The organism is Rhodococcus sp. 06-221-2 (genome assembly GCF_002258365.1).
GTDB classification, from domain to species: domain Bacteria; phylum Actinomycetota; class Actinomycetes; order Mycobacteriales; family Mycobacteriaceae; genus Rhodococcoides; species Rhodococcoides fascians.
Map to the genome: position 1 here is coordinate 88,088 of NZ_NOYJ01000024.1, position 21,222 is coordinate 109,309.

Annotated in this window: 23 protein-coding genes; 11 read left to right on the forward strand and 12 right to left on the reverse strand. The window is 61.8% G+C overall.

Features of this window, described 5'->3' with window-relative positions:
• The first annotated feature begins 4 nt into the window (after nt 1-4).
• Together CH281_RS11975 and CH281_RS11980 are read left to right on the forward strand one after the other, a co-directional pair.
• Nucleotides 5-1,168: an NtaA/DmoA family FMN-dependent monooxygenase gene (locus tag CH281_RS11975; RefSeq protein WP_230591015.1), complete on the forward strand. Its 1,164-nt coding sequence runs from the start codon at nt 5-7 to the stop codon at nt 1,166-1,168.
• Complete coding sequence (locus CH281_RS11980) at nt 1,165-2,493, forward strand: NtaA/DmoA family FMN-dependent monooxygenase (RefSeq protein WP_094694266.1); 1,329 nt, start codon at nt 1,165-1,167, stop codon at nt 2,491-2,493. Before CH281_RS11975 ends, CH281_RS11980 begins: the two co-directional genes overlap by 4 nt.
• 24 nt (nt 2,494-2,517) lie before the next feature.
• On the opposite strand, the gene CH281_RS11985 is transcribed toward CH281_RS11980, so the two are convergent.
• Nucleotides 2,518-3,369 carry a GntR family transcriptional regulator gene (locus CH281_RS11985; protein WP_032384821.1) on the reverse strand — a complete coding sequence of 284 codons (852 nt, stop codon included), beginning with the start codon at nt 3,367-3,369 and terminating at the stop codon, nt 2,518-2,520.
• A 280-nt stretch (nt 3,370-3,649) separates the two neighbouring features.
• Between CH281_RS11985 and CH281_RS11995 the strand changes: the two genes are divergently transcribed.
• Nucleotides 3,650-4,567 (forward strand): ABC transporter ATP-binding protein, encoded by a 918-nt coding sequence (locus CH281_RS11995; protein WP_094694268.1) that lies wholly within the window; start codon nt 3,650-3,652, stop codon nt 4,565-4,567.
• Between the two features lie 12 nt (nt 4,568-4,579).
• On the opposite strand, the gene CH281_RS12000 is transcribed toward CH281_RS11995, so the two are convergent.
• Genes CH281_RS12000 through CH281_RS12010 form a run of 3 tightly spaced genes read right to left on the reverse strand, consistent with a single transcriptional unit; the run spans nt 4,580 to nt 6,545 of the window.
• Complete coding sequence (locus CH281_RS12000) at nt 4,580-5,194, reverse strand: hypothetical protein (RefSeq protein WP_143544794.1); 615 nt, start codon at nt 5,192-5,194, stop codon at nt 4,580-4,582.
• A gap of 23 nt (nt 5,195-5,217) precedes the next feature.
• Nucleotides 5,218-5,853, reverse strand: coding sequence for a hypothetical protein (locus CH281_RS26880; protein ID WP_179274186.1), 636 nt, complete (start codon nt 5,851-5,853; stop codon nt 5,218-5,220).
• Between the two features lie 14 nt (nt 5,854-5,867).
• Nucleotides 5,868-6,545, reverse strand: coding sequence for a hypothetical protein (locus CH281_RS12010; RefSeq protein ID WP_094694424.1), 678 nt, complete (start codon nt 6,543-6,545; stop codon nt 5,868-5,870).
• A 262-nt stretch (nt 6,546-6,807) separates the two neighbouring features.
• Between CH281_RS12010 and CH281_RS12015 the strand changes: the two genes are divergently transcribed.
• Entirely contained in the window at nt 6,808-7,335 is a 528-nt protein-coding gene (locus tag CH281_RS12015) for a hypothetical protein (RefSeq protein WP_256983485.1), read from the forward strand.
• Between the two features lie 25 nt (nt 7,336-7,360).
• The gene (locus CH281_RS12020) at nt 7,361-7,876 is read left to right on the forward strand and encodes a hypothetical protein (protein ID WP_094694276.1); all 516 of its coding nucleotides are present in this window, start codon (nt 7,361-7,363) and stop codon (nt 7,874-7,876) included.
• Nucleotides 7,877-7,889: 13 nt separating this feature from the next.
• On the opposite strand, the gene CH281_RS12025 is transcribed toward CH281_RS12020, so the two are convergent.
• The 3 genes from CH281_RS12025 to CH281_RS12035 form a co-directional block, all read right to left on the reverse strand.
• Nucleotides 7,890-9,047: a DUF3089 domain-containing protein gene (locus CH281_RS12025; RefSeq protein WP_094694426.1), complete on the reverse strand. Its 1,158-nt coding sequence runs from the start codon at nt 9,045-9,047 to the stop codon at nt 7,890-7,892.
• A gap of 120 nt (nt 9,048-9,167) precedes the next feature.
• Entirely contained in the window at nt 9,168-9,641 is a 474-nt protein-coding gene (locus CH281_RS12030; protein ID WP_094694278.1) for an ArsR/SmtB family transcription factor, read from the reverse strand.
• Complete coding sequence (locus CH281_RS12035; RefSeq protein ID WP_094694280.1) at nt 9,638-10,741, reverse strand: serine hydrolase; 1,104 nt, start codon at nt 10,739-10,741, stop codon at nt 9,638-9,640. The genes CH281_RS12030 and CH281_RS12035 overlap by 4 nt, the downstream gene beginning before the upstream one ends.
• A 156-nt stretch (nt 10,742-10,897) precedes the next feature.
• Between CH281_RS12035 and CH281_RS12040 the strand changes: the two genes are divergently transcribed.
• Together CH281_RS12040 and CH281_RS12045 are read left to right on the forward strand one after the other, a co-directional pair.
• Nucleotides 10,898-11,500 carry a TetR/AcrR family transcriptional regulator gene (locus tag CH281_RS12040; protein ID WP_143544795.1) on the forward strand — a complete coding sequence of 201 codons (603 nt, stop codon included), beginning with the start codon at nt 10,898-10,900 and terminating at the stop codon, nt 11,498-11,500.
• Between the two features lie 32 nt (nt 11,501-11,532).
• On the forward strand, nt 11,533-11,964 hold the full coding sequence (locus tag CH281_RS12045) for a GNAT family N-acetyltransferase (RefSeq protein ID WP_094694284.1): 432 nt from the start codon (nt 11,533-11,535) through the stop codon (nt 11,962-11,964).
• Between the two features lie 56 nt (nt 11,965-12,020).
• Here the strand turns inward: CH281_RS12045 and CH281_RS12050 are convergent, their stop codons facing one another.
• Nucleotides 12,021-12,794: an 8-oxoguanine DNA glycosylase OGG fold protein gene (locus CH281_RS12050; protein ID WP_032379752.1), complete on the reverse strand. Its 774-nt coding sequence runs from the start codon at nt 12,792-12,794 to the stop codon at nt 12,021-12,023.
• A gap of 121 nt (nt 12,795-12,915) precedes the next feature.
• On the opposite strand from CH281_RS12050, the gene CH281_RS12055 reads away from it, so the two are divergent.
• On the forward strand, nt 12,916-13,854 hold the full coding sequence (locus tag CH281_RS12055; protein WP_094694286.1) for a hypothetical protein: 939 nt from the start codon (nt 12,916-12,918) through the stop codon (nt 13,852-13,854).
• The gene (locus tag CH281_RS12060) at nt 13,851-14,420 is read left to right on the forward strand and encodes a hypothetical protein (RefSeq protein WP_218829779.1); all 570 of its coding nucleotides are present in this window, start codon (nt 13,851-13,853) and stop codon (nt 14,418-14,420) included. The genes CH281_RS12055 and CH281_RS12060 overlap by 4 nt, the downstream gene beginning before the upstream one ends.
• An 82-nt stretch (nt 14,421-14,502) precedes the next feature.
• Here CH281_RS12060 and CH281_RS27485 read toward each other — a convergent pair whose 3' ends face one another.
• Together CH281_RS27485 and CH281_RS12070 are read right to left on the reverse strand one after the other, a co-directional pair.
• Nucleotides 14,503-16,083: a hypothetical protein gene (locus CH281_RS27485; protein ID WP_306427550.1), complete on the reverse strand. Its 1,581-nt coding sequence runs from the start codon at nt 16,081-16,083 to the stop codon at nt 14,503-14,505.
• Between the two features lie 61 nt (nt 16,084-16,144).
• A complete protein-coding gene (locus tag CH281_RS12070; RefSeq protein WP_143544796.1) occupies nt 16,145-16,990 on the reverse strand; it encodes a hypothetical protein in 846 nt (281 codons plus the stop codon).
• 224 nt (nt 16,991-17,214) lie between these two features.
• Between CH281_RS12070 and CH281_RS26580 the strand changes: the two genes are divergently transcribed.
• On the forward strand, nt 17,215-17,541 hold the full coding sequence (locus CH281_RS26580) for a hypothetical protein (RefSeq protein ID WP_143544797.1): 327 nt from the start codon (nt 17,215-17,217) through the stop codon (nt 17,539-17,541).
• On the opposite strand, the gene CH281_RS12075 is transcribed toward CH281_RS26580, so the two are convergent.
• On the reverse strand, nt 17,504-19,297 hold the full coding sequence (locus tag CH281_RS12075) for a hypothetical protein (protein WP_094694290.1): 1,794 nt from the start codon (nt 19,295-19,297) through the stop codon (nt 17,504-17,506). The two genes, CH281_RS26580 and CH281_RS12075, sit on opposite strands and share 38 nt — an antisense overlap.
• 314 nt (nt 19,298-19,611) lie before the next feature.
• On the reverse strand, nt 19,612-20,328 hold the full coding sequence (locus tag CH281_RS27330) for a hypothetical protein (protein ID WP_256983487.1): 717 nt from the start codon (nt 20,326-20,328) through the stop codon (nt 19,612-19,614).
• Between the two features lie 398 nt (nt 20,329-20,726).
• Here CH281_RS27330 and CH281_RS12085 point away from each other — a divergent pair, with 398 nt between their 5' ends.
• The gene (locus CH281_RS12085; RefSeq protein WP_256983488.1) at nt 20,727-21,191 is read left to right on the forward strand and encodes a 5' nucleotidase, NT5C type; all 465 of its coding nucleotides are present in this window, start codon (nt 20,727-20,729) and stop codon (nt 21,189-21,191) included.
• Nucleotides 21,192-21,222: the final 31 nt, after the last annotated feature.

Genomic DNA, 21,222 nt, shown 5'->3' on the forward strand with positions numbered 1-21,222 from the left:
CTTCGTGATGCTCGAAGATTCGACGGCATTGACCGACATCTTCGGGGGCACGTTCGAGTCCGAGCTCAAGTGGACACCACGCGCGCCGAAGCACGACCCGATGGCGTTGGCTTCGCGTCTGGCGTTCGAGACCGACAGAATCGGCATTGTCGTCACCGCGTCCACCAGCTTCTATCCGCCCTTCCTGCTCACCCGTTTGCTGTCGACCCTCGACCATCTCAGTCGTGGCCGCATGGGGTGGAACATCGTGACCTCCACGGGCGATCGCGCCGCACAGAACTTCGGCCGAGACACGTTGCCGACGCACGATGCCCGATACGAGATCGCCGAGGAATTCGTCGACGTCGCAAACCAATTGTGGGCATCCTGGGACGCCGATGCCGCGTCGCCGATCGTTCCCGGTCTCGAGTCCTACGTCGACCACACCAAGGTCAGAACCATCGACCATGTGGGAGAACATTTCTCGGTGCGTGGTCCGCTCAATACGCTCCCGAGCCCACAGGGCAAGCCAGTGTTGTGCCAGGCGGGTGCATCGAAGTCCGGTATCGATCTCGCTGCTCGAGTAGCCGATCTGGTGGTCGCTGCGCCCAAGGGCCGGGATGCAATGCGCGAGTACCGCAAGACCGTGCGGGCGCGCGCGGAAGAATTCGGGCGCAACCCCGACGACATCAAGGTCCTCTACATGGTGACGCCCATTCTGGGGGAGACCGAGGACGACGCCAAGCGCAAGGCCGAGCGCTACTACGAGCCGACCGACGCGGCGATCGCTCGCCGCCTGATCATGTTGTCCGGAGACATCGACTTCTCGACTCTCGATGTGGATCAGCCGATTCCGGACGATCTGAAGACCGAGGGGAGCACCAGTATCTTGGACAATCTTCGTAAGTGGGCAGCCGGACGCAGCATTCGGGAAACCGTCGCCACGGAACGGACCGAATCGTTGCGGTTGGTCGGCACTCCTGCCAGCGTGGCGGACGAGATGGAGAGCGTGATCGACGAGGTCGGCGGCGACGGCTTCCTGTTCTTCGGTGGTGGCGGCGGGGTACTGAACCGCCGGTACGTCGACGACGTGTGCGATGGGCTGATGCCCGAGCTCTCGCGCCGTGGTGTCGCCGGCACCGGGTACCGGGGTCGCAACCTCCGTGAGCACCTGGCAGGTGCACGATGAGCACACCACGCATGCATCTGGGATGGTTCACCAGCTTCCGCCCGCCGGTGTGGAGTTCGCACTGGACCGGGTCGGATTCCGATACGTGGGCCGACGGGCGGTTCCACGTCGACATGGCCAGGGCGCTCGAGCGCGCGGGATTCGACTATCTGATGCTCGAGGACTCCTCGATGGTCTCGGATATCTACGGCGGCACGACCGAATTCGACTTGGCCAAGGCGCAATACGCACCCAAGCACGATCCCGTTGCCCTGGTGCCGATGTTGGCCGCCGCAACGTCTCGACTCGGGATCATCACGACGATGTCGACCAGCTTCTATCCGCCGTACCTGCTGGCGCGGGTGGTCTCGACTCTCGATCACATGTCTCACGGACGGGTCGGATGGAACGTGGTGACCTCGAGCGAGGACCGCGCCGCACAGAACTTCGGCATGGATGCTCTACCGCCCCACGACGAACGGTACGAGCGGGCAGAGGAGTTCGTCGAGGCCGTGGATGCGCTGTGGAACTCGTGGGAACCGGACGCTCTGGTGATGGATGCCGCGTCGAACACCTACGTCGATCACACGAAGGTGCACGACGCCAACTACGTGGGCAAGTTCCATCGCACCCGCGGCCCGCTCAACACGCTCCCGATGCCGCAGGGCAGGCCGGTCATCTGCCAGGCCGGCGGATCGCCGCGCGGACGCGCCTTCGCCGCCCGCAATGCCGACACCATCATCTGTCAGGCTCAGGGGCTCGAGGCGATGAAGGCCTATCGCGAGAACGTTCGAGCCATGGCCTCGGACGCAGGCCGCGATCCGGATTCGATCAAGATTCTCTACATCGTGTCCCCGGTTCTCGGTGAGACCGACACCGAGGCGCGCGAACTCGACGCACGGTCACGTGAAGCAACCGATGCGCGGGTGCATGCTGCACTGGCGCACATTTCTGCGGTGACGGGTAACGACCTGTCGACCATGGACATCGATGCCCCGCCGCCTGAGCTCACCACCAATGGTCACCGTACGACCCTCGCGGACTTCCTCGCCGGGTCCGGTAGCAGCAAGACCAACGACGACGGCACTCCGAAGACGCTGCGACAGTTGGCTGCTACGTGGTCGATCACGTCGGTCCCTTTGGTGGGGACACCCGATACCGTCGCCGAGCAGATGGAGGATGTCATCGATGCGGTCGGTGGAGACGGCTTTCTGATGACCGGGAAGCTCGGACGCCGCTACTACACCGAGGTCACCGACGGGCTGATACCGGCGCTGCGTCGGCGTGGCCTGGTTCGCAGCGGCTATGCGCACGAACAGTTGCGAGACAACCTGCTGGACTTCTGAACTACCACCGTCGCGGCGGTCACCTCAGCCCAGGGCCGAGGTGGCCGCCGTTTCGGTCGATCCGATGATGGCGACACGGTCTGCCCGAAAGTGCGTGAAGCTCAGTTCGGACGGGCGGCCATCGGTGTCGCGAGTGATCAACTCGCGCAGCAATACCGGCGCACCCACCTGCATGTCCAGCAGTTCGGCCGCCCGTTCCTGACAGGAGATCGCTTCGACGACCGAGCTGCTCCCGCCGTAGGTGGTGCCGAAGATTCGTCGATGAGCGACGGCGATGGGCGGATACTCCGAGTGGTTGCTCTCGATGCGTTCGGTGAATTCGTCGATCTCGAAATCTGTGATGCAGTAGCCGACACGCAGATACAGAGGCTTTCCACCCATGCGGCCGATCTGCTCGAGGAGAATCACCGAATCGACCTCGGTGCCGATGAATTCTTGAATGACGGTGGGCGCGGCAATACGTCTGCACTCCAACGTTTCGACCGTCAAGCGGCCCTCGTCCGGCATTCCGGCCCAGGCCCTCGGCCCCACCTCGCCTTCTCGCACCGCCACGATGTCGTGGGCGATCGACGTACCGGCACGGCGCGCGCGGAGCACGACACCATCGTCTGCGAGCATCTGAAGTGCTTTTCGCACAGCGTTTCTCGTTGCGCCGAGCGACTGGATGAGATGCTGCTCGGACAGAATCTCGTCGTGGGGCATCGTGCCTCGGCGGATCCCCGACCTGATCAGCTCGTACACGCGGCGGGGTGAGGTGACGAACTTCTCGGAGCGGTTCGTCTGGGCGCGGAGATATCGTGCTCGTTGTTCGTCGGCTTGTCTGCGTAGATGAGCTGCGACAGAACCGGATTCGTCATCGAAGAAGGGGCGGGTCATTTGTCATCGCCTTTCGGGGATGCGCATGGGAGAGCCGAGGTGGCCGCGACGTCGAGATCACCAGTGATGACTGCGAGCATATCGGACATCGGTGCTGGTTTCGCTGCCTGCGCTGCGGCCTTAACCAAGAAACTTATGAAGAAATCCCTGCTCAGGCCGCTGTGAGGGCGGCGCATGGGCTGCGTAATGTGCTGTTTACCGTCGACGAGGCTCTGGGAAACACCGAACCGCGACCATGGACACCGTCCTCGAATCGACAGCGTATCGGCAGGAGTTATCTATGACGACAACCGCAGAGCCAGAATCGCTTTCGCTCACCCATCGCGATCATGACACCGATGACTACTCGCCGGTAACCGGCCGACCGGTCCTCGATGTCCAAGACCTCACCGTGACGTACGGAACCGGTGACTCCGCTGTGGTCGCGGTGGACAAGGCATCGTTCGAGATCGCACCCGGTGAGAGGGTGGCGCTGGTGGGCGAGTCGGGCTCGGGTAAGTCGACGCTGGCCATGACAATCGCGGGTTTGATCGATGTATCCGCGGGTGCCACCATCGAATCGACGCTCCTCGAATTCGAGGGAAAGCCGGCGCAGCCGTCGACCGGCCGCAGTGTGCCGCGCAGAACCGACGGCATCGCGATGGTGTTCCAGGATGCGATGACTGCGCTGGATCCCGTGTGGACCATCGGGGGACAGTTCAAGCACGTCCTTGCCGGAGTGGGCGTCACCCGGAAACGCGAACGAGTGGACCTGACCGAGCACTGGCTGAACAAAGTCGGGCTTTCCGATACCCGTCGCGTGATGCGCAGTCGACCCTACGAGCTGTCCGGCGGTATGCGCCAGCGGGTAATGACGGCCCTGGCACTGTGCGGATCACCCCGACTGCTCATTGCCGACGAACCCACGAGTGCGCTCGACGCGTCGCTGGCCCGCGGAACGATGGAGTTGCTGCAGAACCTGACCCAGGAGCAGGGCACAGCACTGCTCATCGTCAGTCACGACATCAAGCTGTGCCTCGAATTCTCCGACACGATGCTGGTGATGTACCGGGGCGAGTTGGTGGAACAGAAGGCGTCCGCGGAGATCGTCGCGACCGCGACGCATCCGTACACCAAGGGACTGTTGGGCTGCGTCCCCACGCTCGCGAATCGCTCGGCGACGAGACTTCCTGTGCTCCGGGATTTCATGCCGGCCTGATCCTGTCGGGCGTCAGTTCCAGCTCGCCTGCTGCACGGACAGCACGAACCCGTGTCCACCGCCCGCATCGCAGACCATTGCCTCGATGCGGGAGTAGCAGGTGTAGCCGTTGAACGAAATGGACGTGTTGTACTCCAGCGACTGAGCGTTCTCGACCCCGAAAGCGCCTTGGTTGAAGCACATCGGTGTCACCTGGCTTGGGTCCAGGAAGAAACCCTTGCTCAGTTCGTCGGCCGAGAAGGGTGGAATGTCGCAGTCGGCACCGTCGGGCACTGGCGCGTCCGTGGCTTGGCATCCTGACGAGAATGCGGTGGAGCCGAGCTTGCAGTAGATGTTGCCCGACGGCGATTTCCACCCGACTTCGTTGTTGATCGCGGCGTATCGGGCCGGGTCGACAGGGGTGATCGGTGTCGACTCGACTGATGGTGTTGTGGCAGAACCGGAGTCGGGTTCACTGCTGATCGGGGGCTGAACGCTGGATGCCGGTGGCGACGCATTGTTCGATGCCGTCGGCGCACCCCCGACCACAGTGGGGATGACCGACGGCATAGCGCCCGTCGGTGCAGTCGAATTGCTGCATCCCGTCAGCGCCAACCCGGCACACACAATGGCGGATGCGGCGGCCATGGTGCGAATCCTGTTGCGCGTCATCAGTTCGACGTCGCTTGCTGCATCGACAACACGAATCCGTGTCCGCCGCCGGCGTCGCAGATCATCGCTTCGACGCGGGAGAAGCACGTCATCCCATTGAACGTGATGGAGGTGTTGTATTCCAACACCTGTGCGTTCTCGACGCCGAATTCGCCTTGGTTGAAGCAGGTCGGTGTCACCTTGCCCGGCGTCATGTAGAACCCCTTGCTGAGCTGGTCGATTGTGAACGACGGAGTGACACAGTTCGCGCCGTCCGGTACCGGGGCATCTCCCGCCTGGCAACCGGACGAGAATTCGAAAGGGCCGATCTTGCAATAGATCTTGCCCGAGGGCGACTTCCAGCCGACCTGGTCGCCGTACGCGGTGTAGCGGGCAGGGTCGACGGGTGTGATCGGTGCGGTGTTGTTCACGGGGTTCGCGGGGTTCTGCGCCGGATCGGTGGCTTCCGGTGCGGCGGCAGTGTCCGTGGTGTCGACCGGAGGGTTTGCAATGGTCACCTGAGGCGGCGCGGGAATCTGCGACGCGGCGGTGGGGGCCGCGGTCGGAGCAGCAGTGGGGGCATTCTCGCCGCCACACGCAGTCAGTGCGAAAGCGAGGGCAGCAGTGGCTGCTAGCAGGGCGGTTCTACGGAACATTCGGAGCTCCTTCATCAGAAAGCGATGTTGACGTCGCGGGAGATCATGAAGCCTCTGTCGCCGTCGTAGCAGGTGACGCTGGCTTCGGTGGAGCGGCAGAAATTGCCGGTCACCCCAATCGTTTGCCCGTACTCGAGAACCGGGACGTCCCTGGTCAAGTTCGAGGGGAGAAAGATTCCCTGATTGGTACAGATCTGCTCGACGGTGCTGTCTTGGGTGATCTTCACCCCGTAGGTGTGATTGGCTACGTTGCCGCAGACCCGGCCGGTATTGCCTGGAACCGAATAGCGCACCTGGCAACCCACTTTCGTACCCGGTGCATTGACGGAATTGAAGCCGCAGAAGATATTGCCGCTGGGGGACTGGAAAAAGTACTCGCCCTCGGCGAACTCGAAATCGCGCGCATCGACATTGACGTCGTCGCGGTTCGGAGCGGGTGGCGCAGCAGCGGGTCCCGCATCGGCGGGCTGGTCCGGTGCCGGAGTCACGACCTCCTGAGCCTCGACGGCCGATCCGTCCGTCCCGATGCCGCCGCCGGTGTCGGGGGAGCTGGCGGCGGACGGAGCGGGAGCTGCGCTGGAGACAGACGGTGTATCGGTGGTGGTCGGCTCCTCGGACCCGCAGGCGGTGGCTACAAGGGCGGTAGCAGCGACCAGTGCACACATGGCCACGATGTTGCGGACTTGCCTCATTCGTTCGTCCTCACCGGTGGCTGCAGAGTGCATCACCTCTGATCATTGAATCGAACGGGCTAAGTGGTCTGTTAACGTCTTTCGTGTCACGACCCCGTCACGAATCGGTATACGAGCGGTCCTTGTGTCGCTTTTGCTGCGAGGGTGGGTCGACGAAAGAGTCAAGAACGACTTGATGTTTCAGCTTCAACCCAAGTGTTCTCGCTCTGGTTCCGGTTCGAACAGGAATCGCGTTGTGTGACATCAACGAAAGGCGTGCAGTATGCGAAAGCCATTGCGGCGAGCTGTAGTAGCGACAACCCTCACTGTTCCCTTGATGTTCGGCATCGGCGTGGGTACGGCAGCGGCCGCCCCGCAGGTGACGAACCTGCAAGTGCCGATCGTGACCGGTTTCCAGATCGCTCCCGGAGCCGTTCCCGGTGGCTTCTTCCAGACCATTCCGATGAAAGCCACGGTGGGTGACGAGCCGGGTGTTGCTACCTTCTCGGCCGCAAATATTGCCGCGTTCGCCGATCAGTATCCCTACCGGTACCTGAACCTGAGCTGGCGAAACTTGGCGACGGGTGCGACGGGAGCCGCCGATCTGCGGCATTGGCAGGACGATCCGACTCCATCGCCGAGTGGACCCTACGGACGGGAAGATCTGCCCCTCGAGGTGGTCGCGAATACCGGACCGGGTCCTGTCGTGGTGACGGTGACCCACACCAAGGACTACTCGAACGGCGGCCAATGGGGCTCGCCGTACCTCGACACTCTTCTCCCCGGTGCCGGGCTCGTGCTCGTTCCCTGATCCGACAACACACGAAAGGCATGCAATGCAGCTATCGATACGAAATGCCGCAGTAGCCCTAGCGCTCTCGGTACCACTGGTCCTGGGGGTGGGCGTCGGTACGGCCACGGCCGCGCCCACTACGTCCGAGCTTCTGGTACCTGTCGTCACCGGTCCCGAATTCGGCCCGGCAGGGGTCCCTGGCGGACTTGTCCAAACGATCCCGATCAAGGCCACGGTTGGTGAGAAGCCGGGTGAGGTGCGCTTCGCTGCTGCCGATATCCGTCCGTACTACTACCAGTTCGCTTACCGGCACCTGACGGTCAACTGGCGCAACCTGTCTACCGGTGAAGTGGGCTCCGCAGGCTTGCGGCACTGGAACGACGAAGTCGATCGCACTCAGCCCGCCAATCAGGGAGGCTCGCAAGCATATCGCTTGCCCCTCGAAGTGACGGCTCAGACCGGCGCAGGGCCGGTGGTCGTGACGGTCACCCATGACCGCGAGAATCCCGATGCGTCGAACGCCATCATCCCCGGTGTGGGTGTGCTGCTCGTTCCGTGACGTGTATCGACGGTCAGCGGGCCGACTGCCATGCCGTCGTCTGCTGACCGGCGATGCTGACCAATCGATCGAGCCCGACGTTCATGTCGACCAGATGCGAATCGAGCAGCGGAACCTCGTTGAGCGGCTGAGGTTCCACGAACTGCAGGTGGTACTGGTTGTAGCCGCCTGCGTCGATGCACGATCCGACGACTCGGCCGCGGCTCGTGGTCCAGGCGGAATCCGAGGTCGGTACGGCCTCGGGGAACGAGGTGTACTGCAGCAGAATCGAAATGATCCCGAAGGCGAACGGCGCGCTCGGCACCGTGATGCCGACCGGATCGGCGTCGCCGCTGAGTACCGCAGGGTCGGTGCACGCCACCTGATACTGCGGGCCACTCGGCAAGCCCCAGCGCTGTGACCACAGATCCAGAGCCGAATTGCCGAATGTCGAGAGCGGCGGCAGCAGCGTGTTGGTGGAATATGCGACGACGCAACCGAATTGGCCCTGTTCGGTGCAGAGCGGAATGTTCGCGAAGTCGCCGCCGGTGGTGCTGCCGCGCGCAGTTTCGACGTTCCCGCCCATGAGGAATGCGCCGACGAGTTGCTGACGTAGGGTTGCATCGCGGTCGAACGTCTCGCGCATCAGCTTGCGCATCATGAACGTGCCTTGCGAGTGACCGATGAGAATCACGCCTCGGCCGTTGTTCTCGGTGGCCATGTAGTTGTCCCAGGCGGCTCGGACGTCGGAGTACGCCAGATCTATCGACGGTCCGGCGGCACCCAGCAACGCGGGTGGAAGAACGACGAGAGGCGTCTGACGGTAGACCGGCGCGAATACTCGGCACTGGGTGTTGAACCGGGCGGCCTGAAAACTCGCGATGGACGCCACCTCGGGCGTCGCGTAGCCGGGAGCGTTGAGAGCGACGTCGTTGGTGACGGTGGGGTAGAGATAGAAACAATCGACGGGCTTGTCGGACTCCGCAACGGCCGCGGGGCCGGGCGTCACCACACCAGTGCTGAGGTCTGTGGTGTCACCGGGCAGGTCGCAGGGGTCGCTCGCTAGCTCGGGGCTACACAGCCACGTCGTGGCTGGTGCGTTTTGCGCCGAAGCGGTGCCGGTGCCGGCCAGACCGCCCGTCATCAGAATCAGCCCCAGTATCGCTGCCGTCACGCGTCGTGCCACTGACATTTCTCCCTGAACTCCGGTGGTGACGGGTGTCACTGCCATGAAATTAGCACGACAGATTCTCGCGCTGTCGCTTCAGCTGGCAGTGGCGGCCCCGGTCGCAGCGACAGGCGCAGTGAGCTTTCAGGTGCCCAGGTCGCCGGCGACATCAGCGGCAGCGAGCATCGAAACAAGGAGCGGTACAACTCGTTTGGCGGCGATGCGGTAGTCGCCGCGGCCGTGCTGTTCGACGATGTTGGCCGAGCTCAGCGTTTTGAGGTGGTGATAGATCTGGCCGGAGGAGCCGACTCCCACCGCGGCGTGCAGATCCGCTGCGTTCGCCGGCCCGCGAAGCAGAATCCGCACGATCTGTAACCGCACCGGATGACCCAGTGCAGCAAGCACTTCCGACATCGAGGGAATGGGAAGGTCTACAATGGCGTCGGGGGAGTAGCTGATGTCCCAACGGACCGTGCCGTGCAGATTCACGTCGCCTTGATAGGCGATCATGCCGCCCGTCGACGGGGCGGCATCGAGCGGCTCTGGAGCCTCGCGTCTTTCCAGTTCGGCGACGCGAGCCTCCAGTTCTGCCAGTCTCGACTCGAACTCTGCGCTCACACCACGCAGGCTATCCGGTCGAGTACGTCCGGCGAGAGCATGGCCTCGAGGATGAGTTGCTGCTGCACGCCGGCTCCGGCCATTGCTTGTTCGAATCGATTGGCCGGCAATCCGTCGGTGAGCCACACCGCTGTCGCGACTGTTCCGTCATTGCGGCGCAGCTCGAACCCCTGGGTCAGCACACCGGGGAGGCTACCGCCTTTGAAGCCGACACCGAGAACGCCGTCACCTGCGGGTTGCCATTCCAGTTGGCGCAGAATGGTATCCGACGCAGTGCCGAAGGTTCCATCCGTGAATGCGCGATACATCCCGCTGAGCTGTTCGGCCGAAGCGCCGCGAAAGTTGTTCTGAACTCGGGTGGCCTGATCTTCGTAGGTCGGTAGTTGCACGGCTGCGTCGACTTGGGCTCGAAACTCTGGGTCGAATGCCCACTTCCGTGCGGTCTCCCAGCGATCCTCGTCGGCGAGTGCCGGGTCGAACACCGACAGGATGTCGGCCACCAGGCTGGGAACCTCGAAGTTCTCCCACCCTCCGGTGGCCGCCGCGTCGATGATTGCTCTGTCGCCGAGTCGATATCGGAGGTAGTCGGGGACGGAGTTGTCGCTTTCCTGGATCATGGCCGAGACCATGTCGTCGATGCGGACCGTGACATTCGGGTCGGTTGCATTGGTGCCGGTGTTCGCAATACCCAAGCGGTTCAGTGCGTTCGGATGCGCGTTGCCGTCGGTGTTGGGTACGTACCAGCGCTCCCAATCCGAGAGCGACACTTGCTCGTTCGGGTCGATGCTGCCGTTCGCGACGGCTTGGGCATAGGCGGCGAGATGCACCACCTTGATCGCCGATGCGAGCACCTGCTCCTGGTCGGCGCGATGTTCGACGGTTCGGCCGCGGCCGTCGTCGATCACAAGGCTGATGGTGTCGGGTGCCTGATCGATCAGTCCGATCCATCCGTCTTCGGTGGCGAGGTCGGTCGAGGTGACGGGAGCGCAGTTCTCCGGTGTCGGAGTGGCGGCCTCGGCGGTGTCCGAGTCGGTGGAGGCACATCCGCTCATCAACAGGACCGTCGCGCAGGCTGCGGAAACCAGGGTAAGTCGTTGCATTTCGAGCTCCTTGGTTGTTATTCCGTAATTACGAAATAACAATAATGCGGATTGTTTGTCTCGGCAACCCCCTTCGTTGGCTGCTGGATAGCGATGTCGTAACACCTGTTACGCTCCTCCGTAACAGGTGTTACGACCAGCGAGGAGGTGAGACGAGTGGCCGTCGATTCGGACGATCCGCGGCACCGCATTTCGCAGGCCGTGTGGGACACGATCGCGGAGTGGGGAATCGAGGCGACGACGGTGCGCGCGGTCGCGACGCGGGCGGGCCGCACGACCGGTTTGATCATGCACCGCTTCGGCTCCCGGTCTGCGATGTTGGTGCACGCGCGACAGACCCTGTTCGAGCGAACAGCAGCGCGGGCCGACGAGGCCGGAGCCGGTGGCACGCAGTCCGCGGCGGAGCGGCTGTATTTTGTTGTCTGCTCAGTACTTCCGCTCGACGAGGAGCGCATAGTCGAGGCCAAAATCTTCACAGGCTTCGCGGCGGCTGCGATCGCGGACGCCGATCTGCGGAACCCACACGTGACCCACACGCGTCAGTGGCTCACTCGCATAGCCGGTCTCGTTGCCGACCTCGGCTCTCACATCACCGATGCCGAGGCCGCGGAGTACGCGTTGCAGATCGCTACCGCGGTGGAAGGCATCGTGGTTCTGGCGGTACTCGATCGCGAGACGTATCCGCCGGCGACGCAGAAACGACTGGCCCGGCGGACGGTCGCCAGCGTGGTCGACCGCACTGCCGCAACCGACCGGTGACCTTGTCCCACCCTTCGACAGAACGGACCCCCATGCCCACTCTTCATCACGCCCCACTGGCACGCGTCGACCAGAACACCCTGTACCGCATCATGGCGCTACGGGTCGCGGTATTCGTGCACGAGCAGGGCATCGTCGACGACATCGAACTCGACGGGGCCGACCCGCTACCGACGACGGAGTTGTTCTGGATGCAGGACGACGACGGGGAGGTGCTGGCGACAATTCGAGTCCTTGTCAACGACACGGTTCACATCGGCCGAGTCGCGACCGCCGCAGTTGCACGGGGTAAGGGCTACGCCGGCGAACTCGTGAAGGCTGCGCAGGCGGCATATCCAGGGGTCGTCGAACTTTCCGCGCAGGCACACCTCGAAGACTGGTACGGCCGCTTCGGATTCATTCGTGTGGGGGAGAACTACCTGGACGCTGGAATCCCGCACGTGCGCATGGTGACGAGCGGATGATGAACCCTCTTGGGTTCTGACCAATGCCGTTCAGCTGCAACGATACTTCGAGCGTTTCAGAACAACGTGGGTGCGGTGTAGCGGCCGTGTCGTGCTTCGTTCAGCCGGGCGCTCCAGCGCTGCACGAGCCACATTTCGACGAGCTCGGGGCTGGTACCGATGTCGGTGGCCCATGCGGTGATGAGTTCGACGTAGCGGTCGTAGCGGCGACGAGTGAAGCCGGTGACGGACGGGTCTTCGAGCCATCCTTCGTGGATCAGGGTCGACACTCCGTATTGGTCGATCAGTTGCGCCGGTCCGCCGTAGACCGACGCTTTCACCGCCCACAGGAAAGTCGCCATCAATGACATTCCGACGCCGGGGGCATCGGGCCAACCGGACCAGGTGGAGTTCGGATGGTCGGGCACTGCGCGGTTACGTACGCAGCTGTCGAGCACAGCGAGAGTCTTGGCGACGGGGTTCTCATCGGGACGGCTGAGGTGCGGGTTCATGACGTCGGGGAATCGCCTCATCGCTCTGCGGTGCCGGTGGCTGCCCTGCCAGGCCGCGCAGAGAAACAGCAGCCCGAGCGAATCGTGCTCGCCTACAGCCAGATCGGTGCCGATCCGAAGATCGTTGCGCTGCACAGTGGCACCGCCGTACTCGACGATTTCGCCGTCGAGGTTGCGGCCGCGCAGTCGGAGGTCGTGTCCTGCCCTGTCGAGGTGGCCGTTCCACCAATCCAGATCCACCTCCACGCCGTCGTCGAGTACATGCAGGTCGTAGCTGCGGTGCTGACACCACTGCACACAGGCCGTGGGAGGCGGGAACCCCTCGTCGAGTCGTGACATACCGCCATCGAAGCATCGGGTACCGACACACTCCGTCCTGTTTCCGATGTCCCTGCGAACTGTCGGTCCCATATGGAACTGTGGGGTCTGGTTAGTGAGCAGAACGAACAGGGGATTGCAAATGAACAAGAGCTTCTTCGTCCTGTGGAACGGGAGTGATGAGGGCCTAGATCCTTCTGTTCGCGAGGAGATGATCGAAGAAACTGCTGCAGGCCTCACTTATCCGGATTTCTGGAGCTTCGGCCAGGGCTATGGTGATCCCCTGGTAGGGGATCGTGTCTTCATGCTGCGCACTGGCACAAATCGTGGCGTTGTAGCGGCCGGTGAGCTCATCTCGGACGGCATTTTCCCTGGCGAGCACTGGGGCGACAGCGGCCGCGAAGCAAAGTACGTCGACGTCAGCTGGGACGTGATGCTTTCCGACGAAGACCGTCTACCAGTCGAGGAAGTCCAACAAGCTCTAACCGACTTCAAGTTCCCAGTACTGAACTCAGGTCGGCTGATCAAAGCACCGTCGGCGTCCGTACTGGCCGACCTGTGGGAGCGGCATCTCGAAGAGCTGAGCCGCGTCACCGAAAACCCATGGCTCGGTGGCCGCAGAAGTTCTCCCGGACAGCCGTCGTCGAGGCGTATCCCTCTGGAGGAAAACCGGATCAAGGAATACTACGTCGAGAGCTTCTCCTCCTATCGTGCGCGGCGTGCCGAGAGCGAAATGGTGCACAGATTTGCGGCCACCTTGGTCAAGCGGAACTCGGACGTGAGCAGCTATCAGATGAAGGTTGGTGACAGCGCGCGCTCGCTTCTCGCAGACGTTTTCGACCACACTGAAAACGTTCTCTACGAGGCCAAAGCAACAAGCTCACGAGAGGCGGTTCGGATGGCGTTGGGGCAGTTACTCGACTATCGAAGGCACATTGATTCGAGACCGGCGGTTTCGGTCTTGCTTCCTGACAAGCCGGTTGACGATTTACTCGCTCTGTTAAGGGAGCATGGGGTTGGGTGCGTATACGAAGATTCTGGTCAATTCGTTTACGAGCTGGCACCAGGGTTTCGACCATGATTCCCGCACCTGACGGTCCTCGACGCCTTGTGGACGCGCATGTTGCCTATGGCGGGGCCGCATTAGAAGCCTATGACGAAGTCCTGTTCGAGGTGGTGACCCGAGTCCAGGACGCAAAGAGCTTGGGCAAAGCAGACATCGGAGCTTTGCTGTTCTGGAAGCGTTTGCGGGCCGATACCCCGTGGGTCATGGCATTGAACAGAACGCCGGACACCGTGGTTAGACAAGCAACTGGGGCAATGTACGTCGCAGCAAACAACGACGCGGCCGATACCGTGGTTGCAGCGGGTGAGGCTCGCAGCGCTCTGAGTGACTTGCCCGGCTTCTCCTCCGGCGACGCGTTGGCGTCGGCTCTGATCCTCGCTGCGGCACCGGAGCGCATGGCTGTTTTCGACAGGCGGGCCGTCGCGGCGCTGAAGGGTCTTGGCTTGAGAACAACAGCGAGCCGCGGGCAGTATCGACGCTACATGCAGATCGTGGAGGACATCAGAATTCAACTTGCAGCGCAAAACATTACGAGGCTCGCACGTGATGTCGACAAAGCCTTGTTCATGCTGGGTAGATGATTCCGCTTACTTCGCCGGCTGACGGGTGCGAACTGACGGTTCTGGTTGACTGTCACGATGACAAGCTTGAGAAGGCTGCGGTTCAGGACTCAGTCGAATCATCATTGGGCAGCAGTTCGTCGGGGTAGCGGTAGTCGCAGCCGATGTTGTCGGGCTCACTGGCTCCCTGGTTGTCTCGGAACCAGGTGACGCAGGTTTCCGCCGCCAGACGTCGATCTTTGGTGAACAGGTAGCCGTCGGTGCAGTCGTCGAAATGAGGGGCGAGGTACCACCGATCGAGCTCGACGTACTCCGTGGAGTAGTCGGCGAACATCAGGTGGCCCACTTCCACTCGCGAGCGCCGGACCATGAACACCTCGTCGGCCATGACGATCAACTGGGCGCACACCACGTCGTTCTCGTCGTCTTCGCTGGGGATGTAGTCACTCGGACCAAGGTCAATGATAAGTGCGCACGGTTTGTCCGCGAGGGACTCGGTCAGCCACTCGGTCATGTAGATCCATGAATCGACCTCTATCCGCGCGCCGGATGCGGTGATGAACGCAATCAGTCGAGCGCCGGGTTCGACGGATGCAGCAAAGCCGTGCAACGTCTCTCCTTGACCGTGAAGGTTGAAATCCTCGTTGTCGTTGCGATACAGAGTCTTTGCTGAGATCGGTGCAAGGTGCACGTCGTCGTCCTGCGTGACCTCAACGGACCAACCGGTGAAATCGTGTTCGAGGTCGGTGATGACGACGAATCGCTCCGACGACATGAATGAACCGAAATGCCAACCAGGAGAGACTGTTTCCGATGGAGGCGCGGTAGCAGGAAACGATCCGCTGACAGGGTATTCGTGGCGGTAGAACCGTGCGCGACTCACCCGGATGCGGGCAATGGAGAACTCGTTACTCAGGAGGTGCGCTGTCTTGGAGGACATCTCCGCCTCATCGACGCAGTTCCGGCCGGACCTGGGAATGTTCAGCTGAGCACTGCCGTCTCCCGTCGATGTAGGGTACGAGGTCTCCCCGGGTAACGAGTATCGATCCAAATCCGGGCCGACCCAGGTGTTGGGCATAACCTCTAGCGTGAGGATGCAGTCGTCAGCACGGCTGTCGAGTACCTCCGCAAAGTTCGGTGCCAACCAGTGGACCGCTTGCTCGCCGTCGTTCCACAGGTCGGTTCGGCAGATCTGAACCGCCAGGATCGGCCAGTGCGCTTCGATGTGACGAGCGAAAGTGACGCCGGCCGACCCGGCGGCGAACCACCCGGTGTGTGGGATGTCTAGGACGATCTGGGCATGCCCGGTGCTGACTGAAAACACAAGCGCGGCAACAGTATTGGAGACTCTCAAGCGAATTGACTGCAGAGCGGATTCGTCGAACTCGGCGGCAGACACGTCGAGATCGATGGCCACCGTGTAGCCAGGGTCGCCAGGGGGAGTGCCATCGAGCCCGAACGCTCGCCGTTCGGTCAGCGAGTCCGCTTCGTCGACCGTCACGGAGTTCCAGTCTTGGTCTTCGTTTTCGATGTCGATCTCGTCGTCGATGATCCAGGTCGAGTGCTCGACGTCGTAGCGTTCGTACGTGTCGAAGTCGGCGTCGCTCACACGAGCGACCGTCACGGTGTGGTCGCCGTCGTACGAGGCGTAGTAGAAGTACTGCGCGCCGCTGATGTCTGTCACTCAGCTATCTTCGTTCTTGTCACACATACACCGTATCGGAGGGCCACGACGCGAACGCCGGTCAGAAGAATCTGTCGCCGTCCTCGGGTGATTCACCGAAAACGAAGTGGCAGTGGTGGCACAACCAATACTCACGATTGTCCCACTGCCGATGAGGTTCGCTGTAGAACTCCCATGGTGATTCCGTTGCCGGCAGATCATCGGCATAGGGTCGCGAGACGTAGCCGACCGACCGGCGAAACGAACACCGTGGGCACGGCGGGTTCGCGGCGAACCGGAAGTCCAGATAGTTTGTGAATCCGCCGGCGCTCATCTTTACGTAGCAGTTCGTACACAGCGCCGCTGACCAGTCCGAATAGTGATCGCCCACATGTGAATTGGCTTCACAGACGTAGGTGTGAATGCGTTCGCGTGCGTCGATGCGTGCCAGCCCGATGTTTTCGTCGCAGTGCGTGCATTGTCCGCCGCTGTTCACCATGACGCGTGCGGACTCGGATGTGTTGGCTGATTCGATTCCGGCTTCGTACAGCCGTCCGCCCCATCGCTGAGTCCCCAGAGTCTCCAACAGATAGCTGCCGGTGTCGTGATCGAGGGGCCCCGGATGCGTCGGCAGGGACAGCCACGCGGGTACCGCTGGCAGGGTGACGAGGTTCCATGTGTCGGCGACGGTGAACCGGTCTGTCGCAGAGTCCCATCCGATCAGCTCGATGCAGCCGAACACTCGCGGCTGTGTCTCGATCACGGTGATCAGCACATCACCCGGAGTCATTCCGTCGTCGTATTCCCACGGGTCGTAACCGCACCTCGGATCCATGAGGGCAATGACGGCGTCCTTCCACGGAGCGCCGAATGCAATGAACGCCCGCTGCCCGTCGAAGAGCTGCATCGGGTCCGGGGGGATGATCAAGGGGCCTCCTCGGACATTGAGTTAGGTAATTCCTGAGCAGGGGCCATGACTCGGTTCTACCACCTGCGACCTGTCGCCCGCAGGCAGTGCGCATAGTTCGACGGATGTTCGCGTCCTCTGGTACCTGCACTGGAACTACCGATCGAACTCCTGCGGGCACCGGTGTCGTGTGCAATCGTCGGTATCGGTCACTGCGACGATTCGACGGCACGGAAGGACATTGCGTGAGCGATCCGGAGTTCGGGCGTCCAGTGGAGGTGTTTGACGCGTTGCCGGCTGAGGGGGAGGCAGCCACACGTACCTCGGAGACCCTGCGCACCTCGATCGGAGCATCGATCCAGTCGATTCTCGACGCACAAACCGACGACATTCTGCGCAAGGCTCCTGCTGCGGGACTCAAACAGTCGCTGCCGAAAGGCACTCGCTTCGGCAGTCTCGGCCACACTCGAGGTGCGGCATTTGTGCGGTGTGGTGGCCGTTCCGTTGAAGAGCAAATGACGATTCACACTGGAATCAGGCCAGGGCAACGGGAGGCAACGTATCCGGACTGAGACCGTTTGCATCCATGAATTGAACCAGGTTCTGAGTCATGTCTCGCTCCGCGATCATCGCTGCCACCGAAGGTGCTTTTGCATCGCTTAGCGCCTCAACCGTGTTGATCTGCGCAGACAGTTCTGTCACCGCTGCCGACGCTTTCGACCACAGATCGTTATCGAAGTCATGGGCCAGGACTTTTTGCGCGTAGGCAACCGCAACGGCGAGCAATAGTTCCGCGGAACTCAACCGAGTCGCTCCTCGGCGTGTGGAAACGGTAGCCGCTGTTGTGATGGCTGTACCCGTCCCAGTGATGCCGCCGATCGTGGCCAGGCCGCCTGCCATGCCTCCGGGCCCCAGCGCCGCCAGTCCACCGGTCATCGCCGCTGCTCCCGCAGCCCCAGCCGGCGCGAGCGCAATGAGGCCGATCGGTGCGATGGCGATGACTGCCACCCCTGCACCGGCGATGGCCCATCGCTGCCAACTCGTCCCCGGCTTGCTGAGTTTGGTCATCTTGTTGTTGAAGCCTCGAATTGTCCACTTGAGAGCATCGCCGAAATCGCGGGTCAGCCCGATCTGCTCGGCGAAATCTGGTATGGCCTTGAAACTGGCGTCCGCGATGTCAATTTCAAATGGCGCGGTGAGATCGCTGAGCGCGAGGATGGTGAGCTGTTCGATTATGCTGGTAGTGCTCCAATAATCGGGTACTTTGGGCGTCTTTCCCTCTGCCAGCAAATGCAGTTCTTTTGGAAGTGGGATACCCTCTTTATCTGCTGCCCATATTTGGGCGACTAGGTCGCGCCGATTAATTCGGATTGCTTCGGTGAAACGAGCCTTGATGTTCGCATCAGTAATCGCCTCAGCTACCGCGTACCGAAAGTGCAATTCCAATATCAAAGCGGCCGTATCGTCGGTCAGCGCTGTCGTCACCCTCGTGGTACGTCTTGGTGTCAGATCGGATTGGTGGTACGCGGTACCGACTGCTCTTGCCACGCAGTGTTGTTCGAGATACGCAGCCGAGCTATGACCGACCTTACCGATGTTCACCCGAATGTCCTGTACGTCGGCGAACACAGTTGCCAGTCCACGTGCGCGGGTGACCGGGTCTCGTCTACTGAAAAAATTCAGCCAGGAGTTGGTTCGTGAGTAGGGGAAGTTCCCGATAAGTTCGTGCCGGGACACCGCGAAAAGTCCGGTCTGTGCGGGGCTTCCGATTGTGACTACTCGACGGACCGAAACGTCGGCAGGAAGCCGCGGCAAGAGATCGACAGTCACGACGCTTCCGAGGCTGTGGCCAACTATGACGATCTCGCCTTGTGGAGGTATCTCCGCCAGGACCCGAGTCAGTACAGCTCCGCGAAGGCCTTTTTGGTGCACGTAGGCCTGAATCTGCTTGATTTCATTTGCGTACCACTTTTCGGGCATGGCGTTCAACACCGCACCCAACTTTGCGTCCATTGCGTCCAAGTCGGGCAGGGGGAATCCAAGAGCCTGAGCCGTCGGGTCGGCACCGACCACTCGCGCGGCCTCGATCTGCCTGTCGATGAACTGAGCCCGTTCTACCGAGAGATCGGACATCTTTCCGTTTACCGTTGGTTTCGGGATGACCGCCGCGGCGTCCGGACTCGAGAGTAGGTCGCTGTAATGAGGTGTGATCACGTCTTTCGGGTCGATCGCTGGCAGGTTCTCGGCAGACAAGCTTGTGTTGAGCGCGTCGAGCCACGCTCGGCTCGTGTCGCCGTCGCCGACACCGTGCAAGTAGATCAACTTCATCGATGGACTGCCCTTCGAGCGGAGAGGATTGCGACATAGGTCGATCAAGAGGTTAATACCGGCTGTTCGGCTTATGCCAGGCAACCCGCAGGTCTGCGCCGTCCGTAGGCGGGACATAATCGCTATAGAGTCGTGCCACCGAGGTGGATCCCCAGCCTGTGGCCGCGCGCTATCCGGTGTCCAGCCGCGACTACACCCCCATGCCGCGAGTTCCGGAGGCCATGCGGTTGCGACGGTCGACCGGTCTGCATGAATGACAGAGTCCTTCGCGACCACAACGTGAGCTGACAGCTCGTTTAATCGGTGCATCCAGGCTAGAAGAGCGTCTGGTCCTCGGGGACGAGTTGGTCGGCGAACCGATAGTTGCAGCCAATGTCGATCTTCTCGTCCGGGCCCTGCTTGTCCCGAAACCAGGTGACACAGGTTTCCGCGGCCAAGCGACGATCCTTGGTGAATAGGAGGCCGTCGGTGCAGTCGTCGAAGTGTTCCTGCAGGTACCACTTGTCGAGAGTGACTGCCGCAGTGGAATAGTCGGCGAGCAATAGATGTCCTAGTTCTGTACGTGAGCGACGAACAAGGAATACCTCGTCTTCCATCACCTGCAGTTGAGCGCACGGGACGTCGTCGGAATCGTGCTCGCTGGGGATGTAGTCGCTCGGGCCGAGGTCGATGATGAGTGCCACCGGTTTCGCGAGTAGCGATTCGGCCAACCACTCTCGCGTGTAGACCCACGGATCGATCGCGAGACGGTTGCCCGCGGGGGTGAAAAACGCGGTCAGCAATGCCCCTCCTTCGACAGCTGCGCCCCATCCGTCCACCGAGTCTCCGCGACCGAACAGGTTGAAATCGGTGTCGTCGTCCCTCCATAGGGTTCTCGACACGACTTGGCCGATCTCTATCTCTCCTTCCTGTTCGATTTCCACCGACCATCCGGCGTAGTCATAATCGAGGTCGGTGATCACGGCGTACCGATCTCCATCGATGGTCGATGCGAAATGCCATTCCGGAGCGGCGTAGTCGGGTTGCTTCATGTAGGTCTCCAAATCTTCGTCGGATCGGTTCCCGTAGCCATACGGAGGGCTCGAGGGTCTGTAAGTCCGCCACCAGTCGTTCGTACCCGTCTCGGGGCAGGTCGAGTGCATCATGGTGCGGGAGGGCTAAATGAATGACGCCCGGCACGAGCGGTGAGTGTCTGGCGCAACCGGTTTCGCTCTCCCTGGGGACTCGGCGCGATACGAGGGACTGTATCGAACGGGTCTGACACAGTACGAAGCTCACGGTGACGCGATCGGTCGCGAATTAGCTTGTCGTAGGCGTGTGCGATGATCGAAATGCAAAACGGATCAAGTTCTGCATCTCCTGCGGTGTCGATTCCCCCGCGACTCTTCTCTGACAGCGCACCGCGATGGTGCACGACGAAAGGTGCCCGATGGCCAAGAAAATTCTGTACGTAGACCTCGACAACACACTCGTGAACTTCCAGTCGGGCATCGACCGGGCAGACCCGGCTGACATAGCGAAATACCCCAACGACCTCGACGAGGTACCGCACATCTTTTCGCTGATGGATCCCATCGACGGCGCGCTCGACGCTTACCGCACGTTGGCGGCCGTGTTCGACACCTACATCCTCTCCACCGCCCCCTGGAAGAACCCCAGCGCCTGGCACGACAAGGTGCTGTGGGTGCAGAAGCACCTCGGATTCGACGAGGGGTCCGTCGCGTACAAGAGGCTGATCCTGTCCCACCACAAGAACCTGAATCGCGGGGACTTCCTCGTAGATGACCGACGCAATAACGGTGCCAGCGAATTCGAGGGGGAATGGCTGCGGTACGGGGAAGAACCATTCAAGACGTGGGACCAGGTGACAGCCCACCTGCTGAAACGGGCTTAGTTGTCGTAGCGCCGTTCTTGTCGGTACCCCT